Source organism: Paracoccus pantotrophus, from assembly GCF_008824185.1.
Taxonomy (GTDB): domain Bacteria; phylum Pseudomonadota; class Alphaproteobacteria; order Rhodobacterales; family Rhodobacteraceae; genus Paracoccus; species Paracoccus pantotrophus.
On the sequence record NZ_CP044426.1, the window covers coordinates 311,261 to 335,693 of the forward strand.

General features: G+C 68.2%; 26 protein-coding genes and 1 tRNA gene. 15 read left to right on the forward strand and 12 right to left on the reverse strand.

All coding sequences use genetic code 11. The annotated features are described in order from the left end of the window. Nucleotides 1–138 precede the first annotated feature (138 nt). Together ESD82_RS11950 and ESD82_RS11955 are read right to left on the reverse strand one after the other, a co-directional pair. Nucleotides 139–945 (reverse strand): undecaprenyl-diphosphate phosphatase, encoded by an 807-nt coding sequence (locus ESD82_RS11950; protein ID WP_024842983.1) that lies wholly within the window; start codon nucleotides 943–945, stop codon nucleotides 139–141. Further along, the gene (locus tag ESD82_RS11955) at nucleotides 942–1,934 is read right to left on the reverse strand and encodes a complex I NDUFA9 subunit family protein (RefSeq protein ID WP_024842982.1); all 993 of its coding nucleotides are present in this window, start codon (nucleotides 1,932–1,934) and stop codon (nucleotides 942–944) included. The genes ESD82_RS11950 and ESD82_RS11955 overlap by 4 nt, the downstream gene beginning before the upstream one ends. A gap of 574 nt (nucleotides 1,935–2,508) precedes the next feature. Between ESD82_RS11955 and ESD82_RS11960 the strand changes: the two genes are divergently transcribed. Both ESD82_RS11960 and ESD82_RS11965 read left to right on the forward strand, forming a co-directional pair. Beyond that, a tRNA-Leu gene (locus tag ESD82_RS11960) sits at nucleotides 2,509–2,593 on the forward strand. A 207-nt stretch (nucleotides 2,594–2,800) separates the two neighbouring features. Further along, entirely contained in the window at nucleotides 2,801–3,241 is a 441-nt protein-coding gene (locus tag ESD82_RS11965; protein WP_024842981.1) for an NUDIX domain-containing protein, read from the forward strand. An 8-nt stretch (nucleotides 3,242–3,249) separates the two neighbouring features. Here the strand turns inward: ESD82_RS11965 and ESD82_RS11970 are convergent, their stop codons facing one another. Next, the gene (locus ESD82_RS11970; protein ID WP_074990374.1) at nucleotides 3,250–4,521 is read right to left on the reverse strand and encodes a PP2C family protein-serine/threonine phosphatase; all 1,272 of its coding nucleotides are present in this window, start codon (nucleotides 4,519–4,521) and stop codon (nucleotides 3,250–3,252) included. Between the two features lie 119 nt (nucleotides 4,522–4,640). Here ESD82_RS11970 and ESD82_RS11975 point away from each other — a divergent pair, with 119 nt between their 5' ends. After that, nucleotides 4,641–5,054 (forward strand): Hpt domain-containing protein, encoded by a 414-nt coding sequence (locus ESD82_RS11975; RefSeq protein ID WP_322789439.1) that lies wholly within the window; start codon nucleotides 4,641–4,643, stop codon nucleotides 5,052–5,054. Here the strand turns inward: ESD82_RS11975 and ilvA are convergent. Together ilvA and ESD82_RS11985 are read right to left on the reverse strand one after the other, a co-directional pair. Then, the gene (gene ilvA, locus ESD82_RS11980) at nucleotides 5,006–6,244 is read right to left on the reverse strand and encodes a threonine ammonia-lyase IlvA (RefSeq protein WP_024842978.1); all 1,239 of its coding nucleotides are present in this window, start codon (nucleotides 6,242–6,244) and stop codon (nucleotides 5,006–5,008) included. The two genes, ESD82_RS11975 and ilvA, sit on opposite strands and share 49 nt — an antisense overlap. 81 nt (nucleotides 6,245–6,325) lie before the next feature. Continuing rightward, complete coding sequence (locus tag ESD82_RS11985; protein WP_024842977.1) at nucleotides 6,326–7,168, reverse strand: hypothetical protein; 843 nt, start codon at nucleotides 7,166–7,168, stop codon at nucleotides 6,326–6,328. 52 nt (nucleotides 7,169–7,220) lie between these two features. Here ESD82_RS11985 and ESD82_RS11990 point away from each other — a divergent pair, with 52 nt between their 5' ends. Continuing rightward, nucleotides 7,221–8,447 (forward strand): argininosuccinate synthase, encoded by a 1,227-nt coding sequence (locus ESD82_RS11990; protein WP_024842976.1) that lies wholly within the window; start codon nucleotides 7,221–7,223, stop codon nucleotides 8,445–8,447. Nucleotides 8,448–8,495: 48 nt separating this feature from the next. Continuing rightward, nucleotides 8,496–9,029, forward strand: a complete 534-nt coding sequence (gene mog / locus ESD82_RS11995) for a molybdopterin adenylyltransferase (protein WP_036747156.1) — start codon at nucleotides 8,496–8,498, stop codon at nucleotides 9,027–9,029. On the opposite strand, the gene ESD82_RS12000 is transcribed toward mog, so the two are convergent. The 4 genes from ESD82_RS12000 to ESD82_RS12015 form a co-directional block, all read right to left on the reverse strand. Continuing rightward, nucleotides 9,004–9,618: a nucleoside/nucleotide kinase family protein gene (locus ESD82_RS12000; RefSeq protein ID WP_024842974.1), complete on the reverse strand. Its 615-nt coding sequence runs from the start codon at nucleotides 9,616–9,618 to the stop codon at nucleotides 9,004–9,006. The genes mog and ESD82_RS12000 overlap by 26 nt on opposite strands. A 61-nt stretch (nucleotides 9,619–9,679) precedes the next feature. Then, complete coding sequence (locus ESD82_RS12005) at nucleotides 9,680–10,474, reverse strand: ATP-binding cassette domain-containing protein (RefSeq protein ID WP_028709901.1); 795 nt, start codon at nucleotides 10,472–10,474, stop codon at nucleotides 9,680–9,682. Then, nucleotides 10,471–11,544 (reverse strand): ABC transporter permease, encoded by a 1,074-nt coding sequence (locus tag ESD82_RS12010; protein ID WP_024842972.1) that lies wholly within the window; start codon nucleotides 11,542–11,544, stop codon nucleotides 10,471–10,473. Before ESD82_RS12010 ends, ESD82_RS12005 begins: the two co-directional genes overlap by 4 nt. 88 nt (nucleotides 11,545–11,632) lie before the next feature. Beyond that, on the reverse strand, nucleotides 11,633–12,652 hold the full coding sequence (locus ESD82_RS12015; protein ID WP_024842971.1) for a sugar ABC transporter substrate-binding protein: 1,020 nt from the start codon (nucleotides 12,650–12,652) through the stop codon (nucleotides 11,633–11,635). A gap of 121 nt (nucleotides 12,653–12,773) precedes the next feature. On the opposite strand from ESD82_RS12015, the gene ESD82_RS12020 reads away from it, so the two are divergent. The 3 genes from ESD82_RS12020 to ESD82_RS12030 are packed head-to-tail and all read left to right on the forward strand — an operon-like array spanning nucleotide 12,774 to nucleotide 15,236. Beyond that, nucleotides 12,774–13,955 (forward strand): ROK family transcriptional regulator, encoded by a 1,182-nt coding sequence (locus ESD82_RS12020; protein WP_036747153.1) that lies wholly within the window; start codon nucleotides 12,774–12,776, stop codon nucleotides 13,953–13,955. 28 nt (nucleotides 13,956–13,983) lie between these two features. Then, nucleotides 13,984–14,892 carry a DnaJ C-terminal domain-containing protein gene (locus ESD82_RS12025; RefSeq protein ID WP_024842970.1) on the forward strand — a complete coding sequence of 303 codons (909 nt, stop codon included), beginning with the start codon at nucleotides 13,984–13,986 and terminating at the stop codon, nucleotides 14,890–14,892. Next, the gene (locus tag ESD82_RS12030) at nucleotides 14,889–15,236 is read left to right on the forward strand and encodes a hypothetical protein (protein WP_024842969.1); all 348 of its coding nucleotides are present in this window, start codon (nucleotides 14,889–14,891) and stop codon (nucleotides 15,234–15,236) included. Before ESD82_RS12025 ends, ESD82_RS12030 begins: the two co-directional genes overlap by 4 nt. On the opposite strand, the gene ESD82_RS12035 is transcribed toward ESD82_RS12030, so the two are convergent. The 3 genes from ESD82_RS12035 to ccmI are packed head-to-tail and all read right to left on the reverse strand — an operon-like array spanning nucleotide 15,233 to nucleotide 17,117. After that, on the reverse strand, nucleotides 15,233–15,400 hold the full coding sequence (locus ESD82_RS12035) for a DUF1289 domain-containing protein (protein ID WP_024842968.1): 168 nt from the start codon (nucleotides 15,398–15,400) through the stop codon (nucleotides 15,233–15,235). The two genes, ESD82_RS12030 and ESD82_RS12035, sit on opposite strands and share 4 nt — an antisense overlap. Beyond that, the gene (gene ruvX / locus ESD82_RS12040) at nucleotides 15,397–15,873 is read right to left on the reverse strand and encodes a Holliday junction resolvase RuvX (RefSeq protein WP_024842967.1); all 477 of its coding nucleotides are present in this window, start codon (nucleotides 15,871–15,873) and stop codon (nucleotides 15,397–15,399) included. The genes ESD82_RS12035 and ruvX overlap by 4 nt, the downstream gene beginning before the upstream one ends. Further along, on the reverse strand, nucleotides 15,870–17,117 hold the full coding sequence (gene ccmI / locus ESD82_RS12045) for a c-type cytochrome biogenesis protein CcmI (protein ID WP_024842966.1): 1,248 nt from the start codon (nucleotides 17,115–17,117) through the stop codon (nucleotides 15,870–15,872). The genes ruvX and ccmI overlap by 4 nt, the downstream gene beginning before the upstream one ends. Before the next feature lie 202 nt (nucleotides 17,118–17,319). On the opposite strand from ccmI, the gene ESD82_RS12050 reads away from it, so the two are divergent. From ESD82_RS12050 to ESD82_RS12080, 7 genes are all read left to right on the forward strand, one after another. Next, nucleotides 17,320–18,591, forward strand: a complete 1,272-nt coding sequence (locus ESD82_RS12050) for a sarcosine oxidase subunit beta family protein (RefSeq protein WP_024842965.1) — start codon at nucleotides 17,320–17,322, stop codon at nucleotides 18,589–18,591. 157 nt (nucleotides 18,592–18,748) lie between these two features. Then, entirely contained in the window at nucleotides 18,749–19,003 is a 255-nt protein-coding gene (locus tag ESD82_RS12055) for a hypothetical protein (protein ID WP_024842964.1), read from the forward strand. A 298-nt stretch (nucleotides 19,004–19,301) separates the two neighbouring features. Continuing rightward, nucleotides 19,302–19,679 (forward strand): sarcosine oxidase subunit delta, encoded by a 378-nt coding sequence (locus ESD82_RS12060; protein WP_024842963.1) that lies wholly within the window; start codon nucleotides 19,302–19,304, stop codon nucleotides 19,677–19,679. Further along, complete coding sequence (locus ESD82_RS12065) at nucleotides 19,676–22,606, forward strand: sarcosine oxidase subunit alpha family protein (RefSeq protein ID WP_024842962.1); 2,931 nt, start codon at nucleotides 19,676–19,678, stop codon at nucleotides 22,604–22,606. Before ESD82_RS12060 ends, ESD82_RS12065 begins: the two co-directional genes overlap by 4 nt. Further along, nucleotides 22,599–23,117 carry a sarcosine oxidase subunit gamma gene (locus ESD82_RS12070; RefSeq protein ID WP_024842961.1) on the forward strand — a complete coding sequence of 173 codons (519 nt, stop codon included), beginning with the start codon at nucleotides 22,599–22,601 and terminating at the stop codon, nucleotides 23,115–23,117. The genes ESD82_RS12065 and ESD82_RS12070 overlap by 8 nt, the downstream gene beginning before the upstream one ends. 60 nt (nucleotides 23,118–23,177) lie before the next feature. Next, a complete protein-coding gene (locus ESD82_RS12075) occupies nucleotides 23,178–23,630 on the forward strand; it encodes a hypothetical protein (protein ID WP_024842960.1) in 453 nt (150 codons plus the stop codon). A gap of 107 nt (nucleotides 23,631–23,737) precedes the next feature. Further along, entirely contained in the window at nucleotides 23,738–24,337 is a 600-nt protein-coding gene (locus ESD82_RS12080; protein WP_024842959.1) for a superoxide dismutase, read from the forward strand. Nucleotides 24,338–24,433 lie beyond the last annotated feature (96 nt).

Sequence of the window (24,433 nt, forward strand, 5' to 3'; positions counted from 1 at the left end):
TTCGATGACGAGGGTGGTCCCAGCCTGATAAGTCAGGCCGCCGTCAAAGAAAAGTCAGCAGAGTTGACCCAATTAACGATTCTTCCGTCCGAACCCCTCTTTTTTACGCTGCGGGCGCGAAAAATAGGTCAGCACAGTTTACCATCCTGCCTGCAAAGCCAGCAAAACCACGACCCCGACTGCGATTCGCCACCAGGCGAAGAAGCCATAGCCATAGGTAGAGACATAGTTCAGCAGCCCACGCACCACGACCACGGCAGCCAGGAAGGCGCAGACAAAACCCAATACGATGTTCCCGGTCGCCGCTGCGTCCAGGATGTCGCGGTTCTTGTGGAGATCATAGACGAAAGCGCCCAGCATCGTCGGCATGGACAGGAAAAAGCTGAATTCCGCGGCAGAACGCTTGTCGGCGCCCAGAAGCAGGGCACCGACGATGGTCGCCCCCGAGCGCGAGACGCCGGGAATCATCGCCAGGCACTGGATGAAGCCGATCTTCAGCGCCATGGGCAGCGGGAAATCCTCGGCCGAGAAATGCCGCGGCCGGTTCGCCATCCGGTCCACGAACAGCAGCACCACGCCGCCGATGATCAGCATGGCGGCGATCAGGGCCGGGGTCTCGAACAGCACTTCCTTGATGATGCGATGCGCCAGCACGCCGATCACCACCGCGGGCAGGAAGGCCAGGGCCACCGCCAGGATGAAGCGCCTGGCGCGCGGATCATGCGGTGCGCCGGAAAAGATCCGCCACAGCCGCCCGGCATAGACGCCCAGGATGGCCATGATCGCGCCCAGCTGGATCAGCACCTCGAAGGCGCGGCCGGGGGAATCGAAGCCCAGGAAATGCCCGGCCAGCAGCACATGGCCGGTCGAGGACACGGGAATGAACTCGGTCAGCCCCTCCAGCAGACCAAGGGCGGCGGCAACGAGGGTGTTGTGGTCCATCAGCCGTTGCGCAGGTTCTTCGCCGAGGCGGTGATCGCTTCATATTGCCCCGAGGGCCGGAAGCGCCACAGGTATTGCGCGATGATGGCGGGGGCGGCGGTCGGTTCGATGCCCAGGTCGGCAAAGGTCTTGACCTGTCCCGAGACCCGGTTCGGCCGGCGCAGCAGCCGGGCCTGGTCGCGGGTCATGATGCGGTTGGTCAGCAGCCCGCCGCTGACGGTCTGCACCGTGTCCAGCACCGATCCCATCACCCGGCCCAGCCAATTCGGCAGGCCGATGATGGCGCGGCGCCGGTCGGTGGCAACCAGAACCTGCTGCGCCACCTCGCGCATGGTCAGGACGTCCGGCCCGCCAAGCTCGTAGATGCCCGGCTCGGCCTGTCCCGCGGCGGCCATGGCGGCGGCGCGGGCCACGTCCTCGACATAGACCGGCTGCATCTGGGTGTTCGCGCCCGGCACCAGCAGGATCGGCCCCAGCCGCGTCATCGAGGCGATGCGGTTGTAGAAATGGTCGTCCGGCCCGAACATGACCGAAGGCCGCAGGATCACCGCATCGGGGCGATGCGCCAGCACCGCCGCCTCGCCCCGGCCCTTGGTGGCGGCATAGCGGCTGTCCGAATCCGGATCCGCGCCGATGGCCGAGACATGCACGAAATGCCGGACCCCGGTTTCGGCGGCGATGCGGGCGACGCGGCCCGCGGCCTCCTCGTGGATGGCGTCGAAGGTGTTCCTGCCCTCGCGCACCATGATGCCGACGCAGTTGATGACCGCATCCGCATCGGCCATGCAGGCGGTCACGGAAAGGTCGTCGCGCACGTTGCAGGGCACCGGCTCGACCTGGCCGGGGGCGCCATAGGTGCGCACCACCCCGGCCTCGTTCGGGCGGCGGACGGCGACGCGGATGCGCCAGCCCTGGGCGGCCATGACCCGTGCGATCTGCCGGCCGAGGAATCCAGACCCGCCATAAATGGTGACAAGCTTGGCTGCGGACATGCGGCGCTCCCTTCGTGCGTGCTTGATCGTTCAATACCCAAGCCTTCCGCCAGCGGCAAGCCGTGGCCGCCGGCCTGCGACGATCGGGTCCGCCTTGCCGGCCCGTCCCGGCGTTGGCCGCGCCCTTTCAAGGCCGGGCAACGGCGGCAAATGGGCGAGGGATGAAAAGATCGTCCAGGCCGAGCCCCGGGGGGAGGCGCGGCACCGCCGCCGCGGCCGTTGGTGCCAGGCGTGCGGGGATCGCGGCCACCGGCTTGCGGCCTGCTCGCGGCCGCCTGGGGCGGCGGCATGCGGACGATCTCATGGAGCGCGGCAGGATCAGGCGGGTCCGTGCCGTGCGAAGGGGGCATGCCGGGCCGCGCTGATCCGGCCGAAGGGGCAGGGCTCTACCCGGCCGGGGCGCGGTTTTCCGGCGGCGCCGGCCGATGAAGCACGGCCCGGACACGGCCGGGCCGGCGGCTTCGAAGGCGGCGTGAACGGGGGCGCGAAAAAGATTTGCGGCCGGCGAAGATTTTTGTCGATCCCCCGTTGACACCCCCTGCGGCTGGGCTTAATCACCCGGCTCACGCGACCTGCCCAGGTGGCGGAATTGGTAGACGCGCACGGTTCAGGTCCGTGTGCCGCAAGGCGTGGAGGTTCGAGTCCTCTCCTGGGCACCATGAACAAAAGCCGCGCAAACCCTTGGGTTTGCGCGGCTTTTGCTTTGCGCGGCAGGGTGCTTTCGGGCAAGGCTTGCCGCCGGTGGCACGGTCGCTTGGGTATTTGGGAAACGGTGAAGCCATGCAGGCGCGGGCGGGGCGCAGCCATGGCCTTCCCGGCCGGGATGGGCACAGGCAGGGCGCCGTGGGGGGAAAGGAAGTGGCCGCATGATACCGCGTTTCGGAACGCCGCCGGGGCGCCGCGCCCATCGCCTGCGTCCGGGGGCCTATGGGCTGCTGATCCGCGACGGCGCGGCGCTGCTGACCTTCCAGCAGGCGCCGGCGCCCGAGTTCCAATTGCCCGGCGGCGGCATCGACCCCGGCGAATCGCCGTTGGCCGCCCTGCATCGCGAGGTGCGCGAGGAGACCGGCTGGAGCATCGGCAATCCGCGCCGCCTCGGCGCCTATCGGCGTTTTTGCCATATGCCGGATTACGGGTTCTGGGCGGAGAAGCTCTGCACCCTCTGGCTGGCCCGCCCGGTGGTGCGGCTGGGCGCTCCTTCCGAGCCGGGGCATGAAGCGCATTGGGTGCCCCTGCGGCAGGTCGCGGAACTGTTGCCCGATCCGGGCTCGCGCGCCCTGGTGCGGGCGGCGTTGCGCCGGATCTGAGCCGGGTCTCAGCCCCAGGGGCCGCCACCGTTCTTCTGCCGCTCGACCAGCACGGCCGAGATGTCGTCGCCGCGCCGGCCGCCGGCGTAATGCGCTGCCGACCAGCAGATCGATTCCAGCAGTGCATCGCCGCGCAGCGTGGCATTGGTGCGCAGGATGGCATTCAGCCCTTCTTCGCCCAGGGGTTCGCCGCGCGCATTCTCGCTTTCCGTGAGGCCGTCCGAGCTGATGAACAGCCGGTCGCCGGGTCCAAGCGCCAATTGCACCTCGTCATACGCGGCATCGGGAAACACCCCCACGGGCAGGCCGCCGCCGCCGATGCGCTCGATGCGGCCGTCGGCGCGTTGCAGCACCGGATGGGGGTGGCCCGCCTGCACCAGGCGCAGCTGGCCGGTCAGGAAATCCAGATCGGCATAGACCATGGTGAAATAGGATTCGGTACGCAATTCCTCGATCATCAGCGTGTTCAGGTGGCGCAGCACCTCGGTCGGCGGGCGGGCGTCGTAAAGGCCCAGGTCGGTGATGCGCAGCGCGATGTTCTGGTCCGTCCCACCGGAAAGCAGCGCCGCCAGCCGCGCGCAAAGCAGTGCCGAGGCGACGCCATGGCCCGCCACGTCCAGCGCGAACAGCCCGACGCGGCGGGCGTTGATCGGAAAGAAGCCGACCAGGTCGCCGCCGATATGGCCGGCCGGGCGCATCAGCAGCGAAAGGTCGAAATCGCCGTAGCGGCCATGGCGTTCCCGCACCAGCCCCTGCTGGAGGCGCTGCGCCTCGCGCAGGTCGCGGTCGATCGCGGCCTGGGTCTCGCGCAGCTGGGCCAGGGTGGCGCTGAGCTGGGTATTGGCGCTGCGCAGGCTTTCCTCCATGCGCAGGATGCGTTCGCTGGCGGAAAGCCGCGCCAGCAGTTCGGCGCCCGAGACCGGCTTGGTCAGGAATTCGTCGGCGCCGGCGCGCAGCCCCTGGGCGATGTCCTTCTTGTCGTTGCGCGAGGTCAGCAGGATGAAATAGCCATAGCGGTCCGACTGCATCTCGCGAAAGCGGCGGCAAAATTCCAGCCCGCTTTGGCCCGGCATCATCCAGTCCGAGATGACGATGTCGGGCCGCCGCTCCAGGCAGATGCGCATCGCCTCGTCGCCGCTGGCCGCCTCGACCACCTGGTAGCCGGCGCGGAGCAGCTGCACCGCCAGGGTCCGCCTTTGTGCCCGGCTGTCGTCGACAAGCAGCACCAGCCGCATGCTGTGCGGTATCGTCGTCGCGGCCTGGGGGTCGAGGATCATCATGCGCCAGGGTCTAGACCACGGGGTCTGAATGTTCCGTTAATCCAGACAATTTTCGCGATTAACACGTTATAGATGAAATTGCTGTTATGAAGGGTGGGTGATTCTTCCGAGGGTTGTCCATGCTGGATTGGAACCGTATCAACGAACTGCGCGGGGAGGTCGGCGATGACGAATTCCAGCTGATCCTGGAACTGTTTCTGGACGAGGTCGAAGGTGTCATCATGCGCCTGTCGCGCCGGGACGTGCTGCAGCTGGAAACCGACCTGCATTTCCTGAAAGGATGCGCCTGGAACCTGGGCTTTGTCGATTTCGGCAATCTTTGCGATGCAGGCGAACGCAAGGCGGCCGGGGGCCGGGGGCCGGGCGGCCGAGGTCGATGCCGAATCGCTGCTGGCCAGTTATTCCGCGTCGAAACAGGCGCTGATGCGCCAGCTGGACGCGGCGCTGCGTCCCGACAAGCGGATGCGCCTTGCCTGAGCGCCGGTCAGATCAGGAATTCCGCCAGCACCGGATCGCGGGTGATGTCGCGATAGCCGATCCCCGCCGCTTCCAGCCTGTCGCACAGCCGGGCAAGGTTTTCCGGGGCGGTGGTCTCGATGCCGATCAGGACCGAGCCGAAGTTGCGCGCCGATTTCTTCAGGTATTCGAAGCGGGCGATATCGTCCTCGGGGCCCAGCAATTGCAGGAAATCGCGCAGGGCGCCGGGCCGCTGCGGCATGCGCAGGATGAAATAGCGCTTGAGCCCCGAGAAACGCTGGGCGCGCTCCTTGACCTCGGGCAGGCGCTCGAAGTCGAAATTCCCGCCCGAACAGATGCAGACCACCCGCTTGCCGGCCAGGTCGGGAATGTCGCGCAGCACGTCCACTGCCAGCGCCCCGGCCGGTTCCAGCACGATGCCCTCGATGTTCAGCATTTCGAGCATGGTGGCGCAGATGCGATCTTCGGGCGCGGTATGGACGCGCTCGGCGCCGAAGCCGCGAAGCGCGGCAAAGGGCAGGTCGCCGATCCGCGCCACGGCGGCGCCATCGACGAAATTGTCCACGGCGGGCAGGGTCACGGGGGCGCCCGCCAGCAGCGCCTCGCGCAGGCTGGCGCCACCTTCCGGTTCGGCGAACTCGGCGCGGGTGCCGGGGGCCAGTTCGGCCAGCAACCGGGTGACGCCGGCGGCCAGCCCCCCGCCGCCGACCGGCAGGACGACGACATCCGGCGCGGCATCCAGCTGGTCGAGCAGCTCCAGCCCGACCGTGGCCTGCCCCTCGATGATGTCCGGGTCGTCGAAGGGCGACAGGAAGGTGGCGCCCTGCGCGCGGGCGAAATCCTGCGCCGCGGCCAGCGTCTGGTCGAAATAATCGCCGGTCAGCACGATCTCGATGGCGCCGTTGCCGAAGATGCGGGTCTTGTCGATCTTTTGCCGGGGCGTGGTGACCGGCATGAAGATCGTGCCGCGGGTGCCGAAATGCCGGCAGGCATAGGCCATGCCCTGCGCGTGGTTGCCGGCGCTGGCGCAGACGAAATGCCCCTGCGGCCCGGCGCCGATCTTGCGCATGGCGTTGAAGGCGCCGCGCAGCTTGTAGCTGCGCACCGGCGTCAGGTCTTCGCGTTTCAGCCAGATCTCGGCACCGTATTTCGCCGAGAGGTGATCGTTCTTCTGCAAGGGCGTCGGCTCGAAAAGGTCGCGCAGCGCGATCCCGGCCTGGCGGACAGAGGCGGCAAAGTTTTCCATGACCGGCGCATGGCGCGAAAAACCGCGGTTGGCAAGTGGGGATGGCTTGCCGCCCTGGGCGGCGGCGCCCGGCCGCCCTGGCTAGCGGGTGGCGTCCATCTTGCAGGGCAGGACGACGGGCTGTGCCCTGTCGGGCAGCCAGGCAAGCACCTGGGTATCGGAAAGGAAGGTGACGGAAAGGGGCCGGGACGGCATGGCTGGGAAATCGCATCGGTAGTTTTCCTGCCCATCCAGCGCCCGGACGAGGCTGGGCAGGTCGGGCATGATCGTCAGCGATGACGCAAGCGGCATCGCGATCATCGCGCTGAGCGGCAGGACAAAGGCCATCGACCGCAGGGCAGCGCCTCCACGCCTCGTCAGCATTTGCAGGGTAAGCAACCCCAACTGCAGCAGCATGAGCAGCGCCCCAGCCCCCGCGAAGGTCAGCCACAAAGTCGTGACCGCTGTCAGTACGTCCAGGGTCATCGGAAAGGTATCGGGCGCAACGCCGAAGCTTTGTGCCAGGATGCTGCGCGCCTTCATGCGGGCAAGCACGGCCATGCCCAGGGGAATGGCGAGGGCCAGGCCAAGCCTGAGGCCAGGCCATCCTTGCAAGCTGCCCATGATCGCGATGGCCCAGCCCAGCACCGCGATGCCGAAGGCCAATGTCAGCACGGCAAGGGCGACGGGATCATGCCAGCCGGGCAGCGGTTCGACCTGCAGCGGCGGCAGGAAGAGGAGCGCGGCGATGATCGCGCTGAGCCACCAGCAGTCGCGAAAGACACGCCGCAACAGCGCGCCCGCCTGGTCCATGAAGGCATCGCGCCACTGCCGCAGCCTGCGCCGGCACAGGATGGCGCTGCACCGGGCCCCCCGCCGAATTCCACCCGGTTTGCCGGAAAAGCCCTGCCTGCGCCTGGGCGGCGCCCCGCTCTTGTCGGTCATCGGAAAACATCCTATTGCAACATCAACTCAAAAAAAACGGGGGCCATATCGCATGTCCGACGCGCCGAAGAAAGTCGTCCTTGCCTATTCGGGCGGGCTCGACACCTCGATCATCCTGAAATGGCTGCAGACCGAATATGGCTGCGAGGTCATCACCTTCACCGCCGACCTGGGCCAGGGCGAGGAACTCGAACCGGCGCGCCAGAAGGCTGAACTGCTGGGCATCAAGCCGGAAAACATTCATATCGTCGACGTGCGCGAGGAGTTCGTGCGCGACTTCGTCTTCCCGATGTTCCGCGCCAATGCGGTCTACGAGGGGCTTTACCTGCTGGGCACCTCGATCGCCCGGCCGCTGATCTCCAAGCACCTGGTGGACATCGCGCATCGCCACGGTGCCGATGCCGTGGCCCATGGCGCCACCGGCAAGGGCAATGACCAGGTCCGGTTCGAACTGTCGGCCTATGCGCTCGACCCCTCGATCAAGGTGATCGCGCCCTGGCGGGAATGGGATCTGACCTCGCGCACCCGGCTGATCGAATTCGCCGAAGAACACCAGATCCCGATCGCCAAGGACAAGCGCGGCGAGGCGCCCTTCTCGGTCGATGCCAACCTGCTGCACACCAGCAGCGAGGGCAAGGCGCTGGAAAATCCCGCCGAGGAAGCACCCGATTACGTCTACCAGCGCACCGTCAGCCCCGAGGACGCGCCCGACCAGCCCGAATATGTCGAGATCGGCTTCGAGCGTGGCGATGCGGTGTCGATCAACGGCGAGGCGCTGTCGCCTGCCACCATCCTGACGGCGCTGAACGAATATGGCCGCAGGCATGGTATCGGCCGGCTCGACTTCGTGGAAAACCGCTTTGTCGGCATGAAGTCGCGCGGCATCTACGAGACCCCCGGCGGCACCATCCTGCTGGAAGCGCATCGCGGCATCGAGCAGATCACGCTGGACAGCGGCGCCGGGCACCTCAAGGATTCGATTATGCCGCGCTATGCCGAGCTGATCTACAACGGCTTCTGGTTCAGCCCCGAGCGCGAGATGCTGCAGGCGCTGATCGACAAGAGCCAGGAACATGTGACCGGTACCGTGCGGCTGAAGCTCTACAAGGGCAGCGTCCACACGGTCGGCCGCTGGTCGGACCATTCGCTCTACAGCGAAAAGCACGTCACCTTCGAGGACGATGCCGGCGCCTATGACCAGAAGGACGCGGCGGGCTTCATCCGGCTCAACGCGCTGCGGCTGAAGCTGGTGGCCAATCGCAACGCCAGGTTCAAGTAGACCCACCGGCCGCGGGCAGCCCCCGCGGCCTTTTTCATGAGGCCCGCCATGTCCCGTCCCGCCCATATCGCCATCGTCACCGTCTCGGACCGTGCCGCCAGCGGCGAGTACGAGGACAAGGGCGGTCCGGGGGCCGAGGCCTGGCTGCGCGCCGCCATCACCTCGCCCCTGGACATCACCCGCCGCATCATTCCCGACGGGCGCGAGATCGTCGCGGATTGCCTGCGCGACCTGGCTGACGAACAGGGCGCCGACCTGATCCTGATTACCGGCGGCACCGGCCCGGCGCCGCGCGACCAGACGCCCGAGGCCATGGCCGAGGTGATCGAAAAGGAACTGCCCGGCTTTGGCGAGGAAATGCGCCGCGCCAGCCTGCGCGAGGTGCCGACCGCCATCCTGTCGCGCCAGACCGCGGGCATCCGCGGCGCCACGCTGATGATCACCCTGCCGGGCAAGCCCTCGGCCATTGCCACCTGCCTCGATGCGGTCTTTGCGGCGGTGCCCTATTGTCTCGACCTGATCGGCGCGGCTTATGTCGAAACCGATCCTGCCCGCATCAAGGCGTTCCGGCCGAAGACATAGCCGCCGGCCGGACCAGCAGGTCGGCGGGCAGCGATTCGCGCAGTACCAGGTCGGCATTGCCGAGGTCGTTCTCCAGATGCGCCGTCACTTCGGCGGGGGAACGCCCTAGTCCCTGCCAGCGCGCCGTCAGGCGGCGGCGCAGCTCCGGCATCGACACGTCCAGCATGACCGACAGATCCCAAAGCCCGGCCAGTTCGCGCCAGGGCGCGCGGTCCAGCAGCAGGTAATTGCCCTCGACCACCACCAGCCGATCATCCGCTCCGACCCGGCCGGCGCCGGCGATGGCCAGGTCCAGGCCCCGGTCGAAGACCGGATGGATCACCTCGCCCCCGGCCTTGAGCCGCCGCACCAGCGCGACGAACCCCGCCGCGTCGAAGGTCTCGGGCGCGCCCTTGCAGCCGCGCAGCCCGCCCGCCTCCAGCAGGCGGTTGTCCAGGTGGAACCCGTCCATCGGCACCAGGACCGCATCCGCAAGCCCGGCCACCAGCTGCGCGGCCAGGGTGGATTTTCCCGATCCGGGCGCCCCGACGATGGCCACGATGCGCCGTCCCGGGCCCAGCCGCGCCACAAGGTCCAGTATTTCTTCCATGCAAAAATATCCTGGGGGGAGTCCGAAGGACGGGGGGCAAAGCCCCCCGCAGCCGTGCCGTTCAGGCCGCCGTCGCCACCTCGTCCGGCACCTTCGCCCCGGTCATGAAGGCCACCGCGTCCGACATGGAATAATCGTCCGGCCGGATCACGCACAGCCGCCGGCCCAGCCGGTGGATATGGATGCGGTCGGCCACCTCGAAGACATGCGGCATGTTGTGGCTGATCAGGATGATCGGGATCCCGCGCGAGCGCACGTCGCGGATCAACTCCAGCACGCGGCGGCTTTCCTTGACGCCAAGTGCCGCCGTCGGTTCGTCCAGGATCACCACCTTGGAGCCGAAGGCGGCCGCCCGCGCCACCGCCACGCCCTGGCGCTGGCCGCCCGACAGCGTCTCCACCGCCTGGTTGATGTTCTGGATCGTCATCAGCCCAAGCTCGGTCAGCTTCTCGCGGGCGAATTTCTCCATCGCCGGGCGGTCGAGTTTGCGGAACCACTGGCCCATGATGCCGGGTTTGCGCAATTCGCGGCCCATGAACATGTTGTCGGCGATGGAGAGGGCAGGGGACATGGCCAGCGTCTGATAGACGCATTCGATGCCATGGCCGCGCGCATCCAGCGGGCTGGCAAAGCGCACCGGCCTGCCCTCCAGCGTGATTTCGCCCTCGTCGGGCTGGACCGCCCCGGACAGCGCCTTGATCAGCGAAGACTTGCCGGCGCCGTTGTCGCCGATGACCGCCAGGATCTCGCCCGGCATCAGGTCGAAGTCGCAATGGTCCAGCGCCGTCACCTTACCATAGCGCTTGACCAGGCCGCGGGCTTTCAGAAGCGGTTCTGCGGAAGTGTTCGCGTTCATGCCGATGCCTTTCTGATCCATTGATCCACCGCCACGGCGAGGATGATGAGCAGGCCGATGAGGAAGAAGGTCCATTGCGGATCGGTGCCGACCATCTTCAGCCCCATCTCGAACACGCCGACGATCAGCGCGCCGAAGAACATGCCGACGATCGAGCCGCGGCCGCCGAACAGGCTGATCCCGCCGATCACCACCGCGGTGATGGACTGGATGTTGCCCAGTTGCCCGGTCGAGGCCGAGGGCGAGACCGAGCCGAAGCGGCCGATCATCACCCAGCCCGCGATGGCGCAGAACAGGCCCGCCAGCGCATAGACCTGGATCAGCACCCGCCTGGTGCGCACCCCGGCCAGCTCCGCCGCCTCCGGGTCGTCGCCGACGGCATAGACATGCCGGCCCCAGGCAGTATGGCGCAGGACGTAGGCCAGGATCGCGACCAGCGCCACCATCAGGAAGACGGCATAGAGGATCTTCACCCCGCCGGGCTGGATGGAATAGCCCCAGAATTGCAGCGCCGGCGCCTCGGCGGCGATGGCCGAGGAGCGGATGGTCTCGTTTGCGGAATAGATGTAGTTCGCCGCCAGGATGATCTGCCAGGTGCCCAGCGTCACGATGAAGGGCGGCAGCTTGATGCGCGCGACCAGCCAGCCGTTGGCAAAACCCATGGCCGTGCCCGCCGCCAGCCCCAGCGCGATGGCCAGCGGCGCCGGGATGCCATAGCGAAAGGTGAACTGCCCCATCAGCACCGAGGAGAACACCGCGATGGCCCCGACCGAAAGGTCGATCCCCGCCGTCAGCACCACCAGCGACTGCGCGCAGCCCAGGATGCCGACGATGGCGATCTGCTGCAGGATGGTGGACAGTGTCACCGCCTTGAAGAAGTTCGGCGACAGCAGCCCGAAGACGATGATCGCCGCGACCAGGACGATCATCGGCACCGCCGAAGGCGTCATGTGCAGCCAGTGCTGCAGGCGCTTCAGGGCGGTTTTCTGTTCGTGGAACTCGGCAACCTTGTCCGAGGCGCCTTGCAGGCCTTCCTCGTAGCTGGTGGCCGTCTTGGTGTCGGATGACATGGACGGTCTCCCCCTTGCAAGACGCCGTGCAGGGCGCCGCTGCTTGTGGTCAGGGCGGGACGATCCCGCCCTGCTGTTCAGTCGGGCCTCAGCCCCAGCAAAGCTCGGCGCCGCGGGCCGAGTCGATGGATTCGACGCCCTCGGCCGGCTTGTCGGTGACCAGCTGCACGCCGGTATCGACGAAATCCTTGCCCTCGGTCGGCGCGGGCTTGGTGCCGTCCTTGGCGAAGGCGGCGATGGCCTCGATGCCGCGCGCCGCCATGTCCAGCGGATATTGCTGCGAGGTGGCGCCGATCACGCCCTCCGCGACGTTCTGCACGCCGGGGCAGCCGCCATCGACCGAGACGATCAGCACGTCGTTCTCGCGCCCGACGGCCTTCAGCGCCTCATAGGCGCCGGCGGCGGCGGGTTCGTTGATGGTATAGACTAGGTTGATGTCGGAATCCTTGGCCAGCAGCGTCTCCATCGCCTTCAGCCCGCCTTCCTCGTTGCCCGAGGTGACCTCGTGGCCGACGATGCGCGGATCGGTCTCGTCGCCCCATTTCTCGGGGTCGCCCAGCTCGACGCCGAAGCCTTGCAGGAAGCCCTGGTCGCGCAGCACGTCGACCGAGGGCTGCGAGATCGCTAGGTCCAGAAGCGCGATCCTGGCCTCGGCCGCCGCATCGCCCATGGTGGCCCTGGCCCATTGGCCGATCAGTTCGCCGGCCTTGAAATTGTCGGTGGCGAAGGTCGCATCCGCCGCGTCGACCGGGTCCAGCGGCGTGTCCAGCGCGATCACCAGCAGCCCGGCATCCCGCGCCGCCTGCACGGAATCGACGATGGCCTTGGTGTCCGAGGCGGTGATCAGGATGCCCTTGGCGCCGTCGGCGATGCAGGCCTCGATGGCCGAGACCTGGCTTTCATGGTCGCCGTCGATGCGGCCGGCATAGGATTTCAGCTCGATCCCCAGTTCGCTGGCCTTGGCCTGGGCGCCTTCCTTCATCTTCACGAAGAAGGGGTTGGTGTCGGTCTTGGTGATCAGACAGGCGCTGTCCGCCTGCGCCATGCCGGCGATCAGGGTCAGGGTCGAGCCCGCCAGCGCAGCGCGCAGCAGTTTGGTCTTGGTCATGATGTCCTTCCTCCTCTGGGCGGGTCTGACCGCCGCCTCCTTCCAAAAGGCTGCCGAAGAAACGGGGGCTTGTCAATAAATCAATTTCGTTGATTTAATAGGGGAGAGGGAGGAAGCGACCATGCCGAACACCAATCCGGGGGCGACGCCGCAGGGGGTCCGCAGCCAGAACGAGCGGCTGATCCTGTGGCTGATTCGCCGCAACGGGCCGATGCCGCGCGCCGCGCTGGCCCAGGCCACGGGCCTGTCCGCGCAGGCCGTCACCAACATCACGCGCGAGCTGATCGCCGCCGGCCTGCTGGACGCTGGGGGTGAGCGGCGGCGCGGCAAGGTGGGCCAGCCGTTGCTGCCCTTGGCCTTGGCGCCGGACGGGGCGCTGTTTCTGGGCCTCAAGGTCGGGCGCCGGGTGGCCGAGCTGGTGCTGGTCGATTTCGCCGGCGCGATCCGGCAGATCCGGGTGCTGCCCCATGCCTATCCGCAGCCCGACGCGATTCGCGATTTTGCCATCGCCGGCGTGGCCGAGATCCTCTCGGGCCTGACCGAGGCGCAACATGCGCGTCTGGCGGGCATGGGCATTGCCAGCCCTTTCTACCTGTGGGACTGGGCCGAGGAGATGCAGCCCTGGCGCGGCCGCGACCTGCGCGCCGAACTGGCCGAGGCGCTGGACCTGCCGGTCTGGCTGGAGAATGACGGCTCCTGCGCCTGCGGGGCCGAGATGATGTTCGGCACCGAGGAATTGCCGCAGGATTTCCTGTATTTCTATGTCGCGCATTTCGCCGGCGGCGGCGTGGTGCTGGACGGGCGGCTGCGGCTGGGGCCGTCGCGCAATGCGGGTGCCATGGGCTCCTGTCCGGTGCCGGGTGGCCGGCAGGTGCTGGACGTGGCCTCGATCTCGGTGCTGGAAACGGCCTTGGGGGACGATCTGCCGCTGGAGGATGCGGCCTGGGATCTGCCGCCCGGTATCGTGCGGGAATGGCTGGACGAATCGGCGCGGGTACTGTCCCATGCGGCGCTGGGGGCGGTGGCCGTGCTGGACCTGCCGCTGGTGGTGATCGACGGTGCCATGCCGGCCGCGCTGCGGGCCGGGCTGGTGCAGGCGACCGCGGCCGGCCTGGCCGGGATGCGCCATCACGGCGTCACCCTGCCCGAGGTGCGCGCCGGAACCCTGGGCCGCCGGGCCCGCACGCTGGGGGCGGCCGCGCTGCCGCTGGGGGCGGGCTTCCTGCCGGGCGGCAGTTTCTCGGTCCCGCGGCCGGGCCGGAACGGGCATGAAACCCGAGGAACGCGCCCCGCGTTCCCGTGACGACAGGTGAAGAAAGGAAGCCGCGGCCATGGCCGACGATCCATACAAGGCGCTGGGGCTGGGCAAGAATGCCAGCCAGGACGACATCAAGCGGGCCTATCGCCGGATCGCCAAGACCGACCACCCGGACCTCAATCCCGACCCCGCCGCGCATGAGCGTTTCAAGGCCGCCTCGACCGCCTATGACCTGCTGAAGGATCCCGAGCAGCGTGCGCGTTTCGACCGCGGCGAGATCGACGCCCAGGGGCAGGAGCGGCCGCAGCGGCATTACTATCGCGAATATGCCGAGCAGGGCGACAACCCCTATCGCCAGCCGCATGGTTTCGACGATCTGTCGGATGTGTTTTCGGACCTGTTCGGCGGTCGTGCCGGCGGCGGGCGGCGCGGCGGCGCGCGCAGCTTCGACATGCGCGGCCCAGACCAGCGATTCACGCTGGAGATCGACTTCATGACCGCGGCGCGCGGTGGCTCGACCCGGATCACCATGCCCGACGGGGCTGTGCTGGAGGTCAGGATCCCCGAGGGTGCGCATGACGGCCAGGTGATCCGGCTGCGCGGCAAGGGCGGCCCCGGCATGGGCAATGGCGAGCCGGGCGATGCGCTTTTGACCCTGATCGTGGCCGAGGATCCCGACTGGAAACGCGACGGCAACGATATCGAGACCACGCTGCCCATCACCATCGACGAGGCCGTGCTGGGCGGCAAGGTCGAGGCGCCGACCATCGACGGCCCGGTGATGCTGACCATTCCGCGCGGTGCCAGTTCCGGCCAGAAGCTGCGGCTGAAGGGCCGCGGCATCAAGGGCGCGGACGGGCGGCGCGGCGACCAGCATGTGGTGCTGAAGATCGTCATGCCGCCCAGAATCGATGATGAATTGGCGCGCTTCGTGGAGAACTGGCGCCAAAACCATGCCTATGATCCGAGGAGGGGAAGATGACCCAGCGCCATTACACCCTGACCGAGACGCTGGAGGCGGTCGGCGATCTGACGCCCGAGCAGCTGGACCGCTATATCCGTGCCGGCGTGGTCGTGCCGGTGCAATCCGAACAGGGGCCGCTGTTTCGCGAGATCGACCTGGCCCGGCTGAACCTGGTCGTCGACCTGGCCGAGGGCTATCACCTCGACGAGGAGGCATTGGCCCTGGTGCTGTCGCTGGTCGACCAGCTCCACGGGCTCAGGGGCGACATGCGGGCGATTCTGGATGCGGTGGCGCGCGAGCCGGTGGAAACCCGGGTGCGGCTCAAGGCCGCGATCCGCGAGGTGCGGGTGGTGACGCGCTAATCCGCCGGCCGGCGCGCGGGCAGCGCTGCCATGATGGCCAGCCGCTCGGCCTCGGTCATCCGGCCCCAGCGGGTGATCTCGTCGATGCTGCGCAGGCAGCCGGTGCAAAGCCGGCTTGCCGGGTCGATCTGGCAGATGTCGATGCAGGGGGTCGAGGGCTTCATCCGCCGGCCCCCAGAAAGCGCAGCCGGTCCAGCGCGCCTTGCAGGATATAGCCGGCCGCGACCTGGTCGATGACCTCGGCGCGGCGCTTGCGCGAGGTGTCGCCCTCCAGCAGCGCCCGTTCGGCGGCGACGGTCGACAGCCGCTCGTCCCAGAAGGTGATCGGCAGCGGCGTCAGCCGTTCCAGGTTGCGGGCAAAGGCGCGGGTCGATTGCGCCCGCGGCCCCTCGCTGCCGTCCATGTTGCGCGGCAGGCCCAGCACCAGCCCGACCAGCGCCCGCTCGGCCGCGATCTGCAGCAGCGCCTGCGCATCGGCGGTGAATTTCGTGCGCCGGATCACCGTCAGCGGCGAGGCGACGCCGCGCAGCCCGTCGCTGACCGCGACGCCGATGGTCTTGGTGCCCAGGTCCAGCCCGGCCACGGCGCCGGTGCGGGGCAGGGCTTCGGCAAAGCTTTCGATATCCTCGCAGATCATTCCAGGCTGGCCTGTTTCGCCGCCGCCTCGATGACCTCCAGCGCCTGCGCATTGCCGGCGAATTGCCTGCGCGCCTCGGCCAGGATGTCGGCGGCATGGTCCTTTTGCCCGATCACCGGCAGGGACGAGATCAGCCGCGCCCATTCCTCGGGCGTGCCGCCCTGGGTGGCCAGCCGGGTCTCCAGCCCCTTGACCATGCCCTCGACCATCTGCTGACGCTCTTCGGCGGTCATCTCCTCGGCCGCGGCCATGGCGTCGGCATCCGGGCCGGGCATGGCGGGCAGGCTGGGCATGCCCGGCGTGCCAACGGCGGCGGGTTCGGGCGGGGTATAGTCCGGGTGGCCGGCAAACCAGGCCAGATCCTGGATCGAGCCGCGGATCGGCGCGATCCAGGGCGCGTTCTCGGGGCCCTCGGCCAGCAGCCGGGCCCAGACCGGGAAGGCCTGGTCGGGCCGGCCGTTCTGCAGGTGCAGCAGCCCCGCCATGAAGCGCGCCTGCGGATTGCGGGCGTCCCGCGCCAGCGCCTGGGCCACCGCCTCCTCGCCGTCGCGGGTGATGATGCCGCCCGCCGCCTCGATCGTCAGCCCGGCCAGCCGCGCCAGATCCTCGGCGCTGGCCTTGTCGCCGCGCAGCGCGACCAGCCGGTGCTGCGCGTCCTTGGCCGCGACCAGGTTGCCCAGCCGTTCCTCGTGCTCGGCCAGCAGCTCCAGGCCGCGCGGATCGTTGGGGTTCTTCTGCACCGCCTCGCGCAGCCGCTCGATCAGGGCGACATATTCGGCATCGGGCTCGGGGCGGGCGGGCCTGGGGGCCTGCGCCTCGGCATCGGCCTGGCTGGGGCGGCTGTCGTAAAGCGCCTGCGCCTGGGCGATGCGCTGCGCGATGGGGGCGTCGGGGCTGTCGGGCTGGCCCAGGCGCTGATAGGTCAGGAAGGCCCCGCCCAGCAGCGCGGCCAAGAGCGCCAGCGCCGCCCAGCCGCCGGCGCTGCGCCGGGTGCTGCCGGCGCGTTCCAGCGCGCGGTCGGCGGCCAGCACCTTGCGGCCGATCTCGACCCGCAGCCGCTCGGCATCCGCCGCGTCGATCACGCCGCGTTCCAGATCGCGCTCGACCTCGCGCAGCTGGTCGCGATAGATTCGCAGGTCATAGGCGGCGGCGGGCTCGGCCGCCTCGCCCTGCCGGCGCAGAAGCGGCGCGGCGATGGCCAAGGCCACCACCCCTGCCAGCGCGGCGCAGATGATCCAGAACATCGGCTTCCTCTCTTTGGCTGGTCCGGTGATAGCGGTTTTCCGCCGGCCGAGAAAGTCAAAGCCCTGCGACAAATCGCGAAGCGGGCCGCGGGACATCTGCGCCGGGCCGTGACGCAATTCGACAATCGCCCCGTCGCAACCCGGCTTGCCCGAAAACCGCCCCCGCTTCACTCTGCACGGGTCGAGTCGCAAGAGGTTCCCCATGCCCGCATCTGCAAGTTCCAGCACCGGCCGCTATTCGGTCTTTGCCATCGCGCGCGAGGCGATGCGGCTGCATACCGGCTGGAAACGCGCCTGGGCCAGTCCCGAGCCGAAGAAGAAATACCAGGTCGTCATCGTCGGCGCCGGCGGCCATGGCCTTGCCACCGCCTATTACCTGGGCAAGAATTTCGGCATCACCGATGTCGCGGTGATCGAGAAAGGCTGGCTGGGCGGCGGCAATACCGGCCGCAACACCACCATCATCCGCTCGAATTACCTGCAGGATCCGTCGGCGGCGATCTATGACAAGGCGCTGAAACTCTACGAGAACCTGTCGCAGGATCTGAACTACAACATCATGTTCAGCCCGCGCGGCCTTCTGATGCTGGCGCAGACCGAGCATGAGGTGCGCGGCTACAAGCGCACCGTCTATGCCAACCAGCTACAGGGCGTGGCGACCGAATGGGTCAGCCCGAAGCGCATCAAGGACATGCTGCCGATCATCAATATCGACGGGCCGCGCTATCCGGTCCTGGGCGGGCTTTACCAGGAGCGCGGCGGCACCGCCCGCCACGACGCCGTGGCCTGGGGCTATGCCCGCGCCTGCTCGGCCATGGGCATGCACATCATCCAGAACTGCGAAGTGACCGGCATCGAGACCGCGAACGGCCAGGTCCGCGCGGTGAACACCGGCAAGGGCCGGATCGAATGCGACAAGCTGGCGCTGATCGCCGCCGGCCACAGCTCGGTCCTGGCCGAGATGGCCGGCTTCCGCCTGCCCATCGAATCGCTGGCGCTCCAGGCGCTGGTTTCCGAGCCGATCAAGCCCTGCTGCGACCTGGTCATCATGGCCAACACCGTCCACGGCTATCTGTCGCAATCCGACAAGGGCGAGATGGTGATCGGCGGCGGCACCGACGGTTTCAACAACTACACCCAGCGCGGCTCCTGGCACCATGTCGAAGAAACCGTGCGCGCGCTGATCGAGACCTTCCCGATGCTGTCGCGGCTCAAGATGCTGCGGCAATGGGGCGGCATCGTGGACATGACCGGCGACCGCTCGCCGATCCTGTCCACCACGCCGGTCGGCAACATCTTCGTCAACTGCGGCTGGGGCACCGGCGGCTTCAAGGCCATCCCCGGCTCGGGCTGGGCGATGGCAGAGTTGCTGGCCAAGGGCCGGCCCGGCCCGCTGGCCGCCGATTTCGGGCTGAACCGTTTCGCCGAGGGCCGCTTCATCGACGAAAGCGTCGCCGCGGGGGTGGCGCATTGATGCGCAGCGCGGGCATGATCCTGCCGGCGCATGCGGTTTTTGGGCCGATTTTTGCCCAAGTGCCGGTTGCGGTGGAAAATTTCGTGCAAGGGTTGGGAAACTGTTTCCTGTCTGGTGAATTGTTGAATCACGTCACCATGACCAAGGAGTTTTCTTCATGGCCGAACAGAACAAGAGCAACCTCTGGCTCATCGTCGGCGTCGTCGTCGTCGTGCTGGTCGTCATCTATTGGTTCGTGTCTTCCGGCACCGAACCGGCAGCGACCGAGCCGCCCGCCGCGCCGGCCGTCTCGTCCGAGCCCGCGCCGGTCGATGACGGCGCCGTCTCGGTCGAGCCGCCGGCCGATGCTGCTCCGGCCGATCCCGCTGTTCCCGAGCCGGCCGAGCCTGCCACCCCGGCTCCGGCCAACTAAGGCGTCCCTCCCGGCGCCTTCGGGCGCCCTCTCTCTCCAGGGCCGGGGGGCGTTGTGCCCCTCGGTTCCTTGCCGTGTCATCTGCGACGGCCGAACAGGCCGCCCCTCCCATGCGCTGCGCCGCCGCGCCGTGCCCTTGTTCCCGGCCCCCGCCATCCTTGCCAGCCGTGCAGCCCCGCCGGGCATCGCGGGCTGCGGATGCCTTGCCGGGCCCCTGCCTTCCATCGCCGCCTTGCGCGCCCGGCCGACCCTCTGGGCGCCGGCCCGCCTGCGCGCCTTGCCGCCCAAGGAGTGATCCATGCTGACCCTGACCTGTCCCTATTGCGGCGTCGCGGCCGAGGAAACCGAGCTGCAACCCGGCGGCGAGGCGCATCTGAAGCGCTTCGGTCCCGGCTCGTCGGATGCCGAGTTCGAGGCCTATCTTTTCGCCCGCAAGAACCCCAAGGGCGTGCATTTCGAACGCTGGCGCCATGCCTATGGCTGCGGCAAGTGGTTCCTGGCGGCGCGTGACACCGCTACGCTGCAGGTCTTTGGCACCTACAGCGCCCAGACCCCGCATCCCACGCCCGAGATCGTCGCCGCCATCCAGGCTGCGCGTCCCGACTGGCAGCCCGACTGGCCCGAAACCTCCGCCGAAACCCCTGTCGATACCCCCGCCGAAAGCCTGAACGCATGACCCGGACCGGACCCTTCCGCCTGCCGCGCGGCGGCCGCCTGATCGACCGCGCCTATCAACTGCCCTTCCGTTTCGACGGCCGCCAGATGCGCGGGGTCGCGGGCGATACGCTGGCCTCGGCCCTGCTGGCCAACGGCCAGCTGATGATGGGCCGCAGCTTCAAGTATCACCGCCCGCGCGGCCCGATCGCCTCGGGCGCCGAGGAACCGAACGCGCTGCTGGGCCTCGGTCAGGGCGGCCGGTTCGAGCCGAACCAGCGCGCCACCACCACGCCGCTGGTCGCCGGCATGGTCACCGCCAGCCAGAATTGCTGGCCCAGTCTGAACGCCGATATCGGCGCAGTGAACAACTGGCTCTATCGCTTTTTCCCGGCCGGTTTCTATTACAAGACCTTCATGTATCCGCGCGGCTTCTGGAAACATGTGTTCGAGCCGATCATCCGCCGCTCGGCCGGCCTGGGCAAGGCCCCGACCGATCCCGACCCGGACAAGTACGAACAGGCCTATGCCCATGTGGACGTGGTGGTCGTCGGCGGCGGCATCGCCGGGCTGGCCGCGGCCCGCGACGCCGCGCGCCGGGGCAAGTCGGTCTGGCTGGTCGAGCAGGCACCGCATTTCGGCGGCCGCACGCCGACCGACCATGCCGACGGCCAAGCCCGCGTCGATGCGCTGCTGGCGGAATTGCGGGGGATGGAGAACGTCACCCTGCGCCGCTCGACCCAGGCGACCGGGCTTTACGACCACGGTTATCTGCTGGTGCGGGAATCGCTGGCCGATCACGACCCGAACGCGGGCATCCCGCGCCAGCGCCTGTGGCGCATCCGCGCGGGCCATGTGATCGTCGCCACCGGTGCGCTGGAGCGGCCGCTGAGCTTTGCCGGCAATGACGTGCCAGGGGTCATTCTGGCCTCGGCCGTGCGCGATTACATCGACCTTTACGGCGTGGCGCCGGGCCGGCGGATCGTCGTCGTCACCAATAACGACGATGCCTATCGCACCGCGCTGGCGGCGCTGGATGCCGGGCTCGAGGTCGCCGCGGTGATCGACGCGCGCAGTTCGGCCACGGGGGCGCTGCCCGCAGCGGTGCGCGCCCGCGGCCTGCGCGTCCTGACCGGCAGCGCCATTGCCGGCATCAAGGGCGGCCAGGCGGTCGAGGCGGTCAAGATCTGCGCCCATTCCGGCTCGGGCCAGGTCACCGAGACCGTGGATGCCGATTGCGTCGCCATGTCCGGCGGCTGGTCGCCGGTGGTCCACCTGTGGAGCCATTGCGGCGGCAAGCTGAACTGGTCCGACGCGCAGTCGATGTTCGCCCCCGACCCGAACCGCCCGCCGACCGGCGCCGACGGCAAGGCGATGGCCAGCTGCGCGGGTGCAGCGGCGGGCGACCTGCTGGTCCCGGAACTGACCGGCGCGCAGGCGGAATCCGCGACCATGCCGGTCTGGGTCATGCCGGCCCACGCCACGCGCAAGATGAAGTTCAAGATGTGGCTCGACTTCCAGAACGACGTGAAGGTCTCGGATGTCGAACTGGCCGCGCAGGAAGGCTATCACAGCGTCGAGCATACCAAGCGTTACACGACCCTCGGCATGGCGACCGACCAGGGCAAGGTCAGCAACATCAACGGCCTTGCCGTGCTGTCCCATGCGCTGAACCAGCCGATCCCGGCCACGGGCACGACGACCTTCCGCCCGCCCTATACGCCGCTGACCCTGGGCACCATCGCCGGCGAGGCGCGGGGCGAGATCTTCCAGCCCTTGCGCAAGACGCCCATGCATGGCTGGCACGAAAGCCGCGGCGCCTTCTTCGAGCCGGTCGGCCACTGGCGCCGCCCCTATTGCTACCCGAAGGCGGGCGAAAGCCATGGCGACGCGGTGGCGCGCGAGATCCGCGCGGTGCGGGCCTCGGTCGGCACGCTCGATGCCTCGACGCTGGGCAAGATCATCGTCAAGGGCCCGGATGCGGGCAGGTTCCTCGACATGATGTATACCGGCATGATGTCCACGCTGCCGGTGGGCAAGTGCCGCTATGGGCTGATCTGCAACGAGAACGGCTTCCTTGTGGACGACGGCGTGGCCGCGCGGCTCAGCGAGGACACCTGGCTGGTGCACACCACCACCGGCGGCGCCGAGCGCATGCACGGCCATTTCGAGGACTGGCTGCAATGCGAATGGTGGGACTGGAAGGTCTGGACCGCCAATGTCACCGAGCAATGGGCGCAGGTCGCCGTGGTCGGCCCGAAGGCCCGCGTGCTGCTGGAGCGGCTGGGCGGCATGGACCTGTCCCCCGAGGCGCTGCCCTTCATGGGCTGGGCCGAGGGCCAGATCGCCGGCATTCCCGCCCGCGTCTATCGCATCAGCTTTTCGGGTGAACTCAGCTTCGAGGTGGCGGTGCCGGCGAACCGCGGCCTTGAACTGTGGGAAAGGCTGCATGAGGCCGGGCGCGACCTGGACGTTACCCCCTACGGCACCGAGGCGATGCATGTCATGCGCGCCGAAAAGGGCTTCATCATGATCGGCGACGAGACCGACGGCACGGTGATCCCGCAGGATCTGGGCCTGAACTGGGCGATCAGCAAGAAAAAGGCGGATTATATCGGCAAGCGCGCGCAGGAGCGCAGCCACATGACCGATCCCCGGCGCTGGAAGCTGGTGGGGCTGGAAAGCGTCGACGGCCGGGTGCTGCCCGACGGCGTCTATGCGGTGGAAGAGGGCGTGAACGCCAACGGCCAGCGCAAGGTGCAGGGCCGCGTGACCTCGACCTATATGTCGCCGACGCTGGAGCGGCCCATCGCCATGGGCCTGGTGCGGCAGGGGCCGGAACGCATGGGCGAGGTGCTGGAGTTCCCGGTCGCGGGTCAGGAAAGCTACAAGGCGCGGATCTGCGATCCGGTCTTCTACGACAAGGAAGGGAGCCGGGCGAATGGCTGAGGCACTGGCGAAGATCTCTCAGGTGCAGGACTGGGGCATGATCCAGATCCGCGCCGACCTGGCGCGGGCGGGCGAGGCCATCGCCGCGGCGGCCGGGGTGGCGCTGCCCGGACAGGGCCGCATCACCACCGACGGCAGCCGCTCTCTCGGCTGGATGTCGCCGGACGAGCTGCTGCTGGTCCTGCCGTGCGCCGAGGCGGCCGAGGCGCTGGCCGCCCTGCAGGACGCGCTTGCGACTGAACACGCGCTGGTGCTGGATGTCAGCGACATGCGCGCGGTGTTCCGCATCCAGGGCGCCCGCGCGCTGGACGTGCTGGCAAAGCTCTGTCCCGCCGACCTGGCGGCCATGCCCGAGGACGGGCTGCGCCGCACCCGCGCGGCCCAGGTCGCCTGCGGCATCTGGCGCGAACCGGGCGGCTATGTGCTGATCGGCTTCCGCTCGGTCACCGACTACCTGCGCGGCATCCTGACCGGCGCGGCGGCGCCGGGCACGCAGCTTAGCCCGCGCTAGGACTTGTGGCGGCGGCAGGGCGGCGTATGGATGGGGGGTGAAAGCCACCCGGTTGATTCCATGCGCGCCGCCCTTGTCTTGCCCTGTCTCCTCGCCGGCCTGGTTTCACCGGGCCCCGCCGCCATGGCGCAGGCCTGGGGGCAAGAGCCGCCGGTGGTGATGATGTGCCAGATCCTCGACGAAAGCGGCACCGGCTGGGTGCCCGAGTTCATCATGATGACGCGCCAGACCGCCGGCCCGCGCCAGGGCCGGATCGAGGTCTTCGACCCGATCCTGCAGCGCATCGTCGGCCAGCCGATCGAGGCCAGGATCACCGCCGATGACCGCACCAGCCGCAGCTATGGCTGGGCGCTGGCCGGGGTGCGCAATGCCTCGGGGCAGCGGACCGAGCGGCTGGACTTTCGGCTGACGGTGCAAAAGGCCGATGGCAGCGCGCGGGTGACGGTGACGGCGCTGGGCTATGACAACATCATGACCGGGACCGGGGCCTGCGGCTCTCCTGGCGGGGGATAGGGCAGGAACCCGCGCCGCCTTGAAGGCGTTTAGCGGCCGACAGGGCTTTTCCCCGTTTGGCAGCTGTGCCAGAACAGATTCCGAAACCGTTGGAAAGGAAACCGAAAATGGCCTTCACGCTTCCCGATCTTCCCTATGCTCACGACGCGCTGGCTGCTGGCGGCATGTCCAAGGAGACGCTGGAATACCACCACGACAAGCACCACAAGGCCTATGTCGACAAGCTGAACGAGCTGGTCGCCGGCACCGAATGGGAAGGCAAGAGCCTTGAGGACATCGTCAAGGGCACCTACCAGTCGGGCGCCGTGGCGCAGAACGGCATCTTCAACAATGCCAGCCAGCATTGGAACCACGCCCAGTTCTGGGAAATGATGACCCCGAACCCCGGCGCCATTCCGGGCGAACTGGAAAAGGCCCTGACCGAAGCCTTCGGTTCGGTGGACGAGTTCAAGAAGAAGTTTTCGGAAGCCGGCGTCGGCCAGTTCGGCTCGGGCTGGGCCTGGCTCGTCAAGGACAAGGACGGCAGCCTGAAGGTCACCAAGACCGAGAACGGCGTGAACCCGCTCTGCTTCGGCCAGACCGCGCTGCTGGGCTGCGACGTGTGGGAACACAGCTATTACATCGATTTCCGCAACGCCCGGCCGAAATACCTGGAAAACTTCCTCGACAAGCTGGTGAACTGGGAAAACGTGGCCTCGCGCCTCTGATCCCGGCAAGGCATCGCGTCAAGGCCCGCCCCGTTCGGCGGGCCTTTTCCGTGGCGGGCGGAATCGGGTTGCGGCGCGGCGCATCCGGCGCCAGTC

Bases quoted from the DNA above. Each gene is read 5' to 3' on its own strand.
- ESD82_RS11955 (WP_024842982.1), bottom strand. From the start codon at position 1,934: ATGTCCGCAGCCAAGCTTGTCACCATTTATGGCGGGTCTGGATTCCTC.
- ESD82_RS11965 (WP_024842981.1), top strand. From the start codon at position 2,801: ATGATACCGCGTTTCGGAACGCCGCCGGGGCGCCGCGCCCATCGCCTG.
- ESD82_RS11970 (WP_074990374.1), bottom strand. From the start codon at position 4,521: ATGATGATCCTCGACCCCCAGGCCGCGACGACGATACCGCACAGCATG.
- ESD82_RS11975 (WP_322789439.1), top strand. From the start codon at position 4,641: ATGCTGGATTGGAACCGTATCAACGAACTGCGCGGGGAGGTCGGCGAT.
- ilvA (WP_024842978.1), bottom strand. From the start codon at position 6,244: ATGGAAAACTTTGCCGCCTCTGTCCGCCAGGCCGGGATCGCGCTGCGC.
- ESD82_RS11985 (WP_024842977.1), bottom strand. From the start codon at position 7,168: ATGACCGACAAGAGCGGGGCGCCGCCCAGGCGCAGGCAGGGCTTTTCC.
- ESD82_RS11990 (WP_024842976.1), top strand. From the start codon at position 7,221: ATGTCCGACGCGCCGAAGAAAGTCGTCCTTGCCTATTCGGGCGGGCTC.
- mog (WP_036747156.1), top strand. From the start codon at position 8,496: ATGTCCCGTCCCGCCCATATCGCCATCGTCACCGTCTCGGACCGTGCC.
- ESD82_RS12000 (WP_024842974.1), bottom strand. From the start codon at position 9,618: ATGGAAGAAATACTGGACCTTGTGGCGCGGCTGGGCCCGGGACGGCGC.
- ESD82_RS12005 (WP_028709901.1), bottom strand. From the start codon at position 10,474: ATGAACGCGAACACTTCCGCAGAACCGCTTCTGAAAGCCCGCGGCCTG.
- ESD82_RS12010 (WP_024842972.1), bottom strand. From the start codon at position 11,544: ATGTCATCCGACACCAAGACGGCCACCAGCTACGAGGAAGGCCTGCAA.
- ESD82_RS12015 (WP_024842971.1), bottom strand. From the start codon at position 12,652: ATGACCAAGACCAAACTGCTGCGCGCTGCGCTGGCGGGCTCGACCCTG.
- ESD82_RS12020 (WP_036747153.1), top strand. From the start codon at position 12,774: ATGCCGAACACCAATCCGGGGGCGACGCCGCAGGGGGTCCGCAGCCAG.
- ESD82_RS12025 (WP_024842970.1), top strand. From the start codon at position 13,984: ATGGCCGACGATCCATACAAGGCGCTGGGGCTGGGCAAGAATGCCAGC.
- ESD82_RS12030 (WP_024842969.1), top strand. From the start codon at position 14,889: ATGACCCAGCGCCATTACACCCTGACCGAGACGCTGGAGGCGGTCGGC.
- ESD82_RS12035 (WP_024842968.1), bottom strand. From the start codon at position 15,400: ATGAAGCCCTCGACCCCCTGCATCGACATCTGCCAGATCGACCCGGCA.
- ruvX (WP_024842967.1), bottom strand. From the start codon at position 15,873: ATGATCTGCGAGGATATCGAAAGCTTTGCCGAAGCCCTGCCCCGCACC.
- ccmI (WP_024842966.1), bottom strand. From the start codon at position 17,117: ATGTTCTGGATCATCTGCGCCGCGCTGGCAGGGGTGGTGGCCTTGGCC.
- ESD82_RS12050 (WP_024842965.1), top strand. From the start codon at position 17,320: ATGCCCGCATCTGCAAGTTCCAGCACCGGCCGCTATTCGGTCTTTGCC.
- ESD82_RS12055 (WP_024842964.1), top strand. From the start codon at position 18,749: ATGGCCGAACAGAACAAGAGCAACCTCTGGCTCATCGTCGGCGTCGTC.
- ESD82_RS12060 (WP_024842963.1), top strand. From the start codon at position 19,302: ATGCTGACCCTGACCTGTCCCTATTGCGGCGTCGCGGCCGAGGAAACC.
- ESD82_RS12065 (WP_024842962.1), top strand. From the start codon at position 19,676: ATGACCCGGACCGGACCCTTCCGCCTGCCGCGCGGCGGCCGCCTGATC.
- ESD82_RS12070 (WP_024842961.1), top strand. From the start codon at position 22,599: ATGGCTGAGGCACTGGCGAAGATCTCTCAGGTGCAGGACTGGGGCATG.
- ESD82_RS12075 (WP_024842960.1), top strand. From the start codon at position 23,178: ATGCGCGCCGCCCTTGTCTTGCCCTGTCTCCTCGCCGGCCTGGTTTCA.
- ESD82_RS12080 (WP_024842959.1), top strand. From the start codon at position 23,738: ATGGCCTTCACGCTTCCCGATCTTCCCTATGCTCACGACGCGCTGGCT.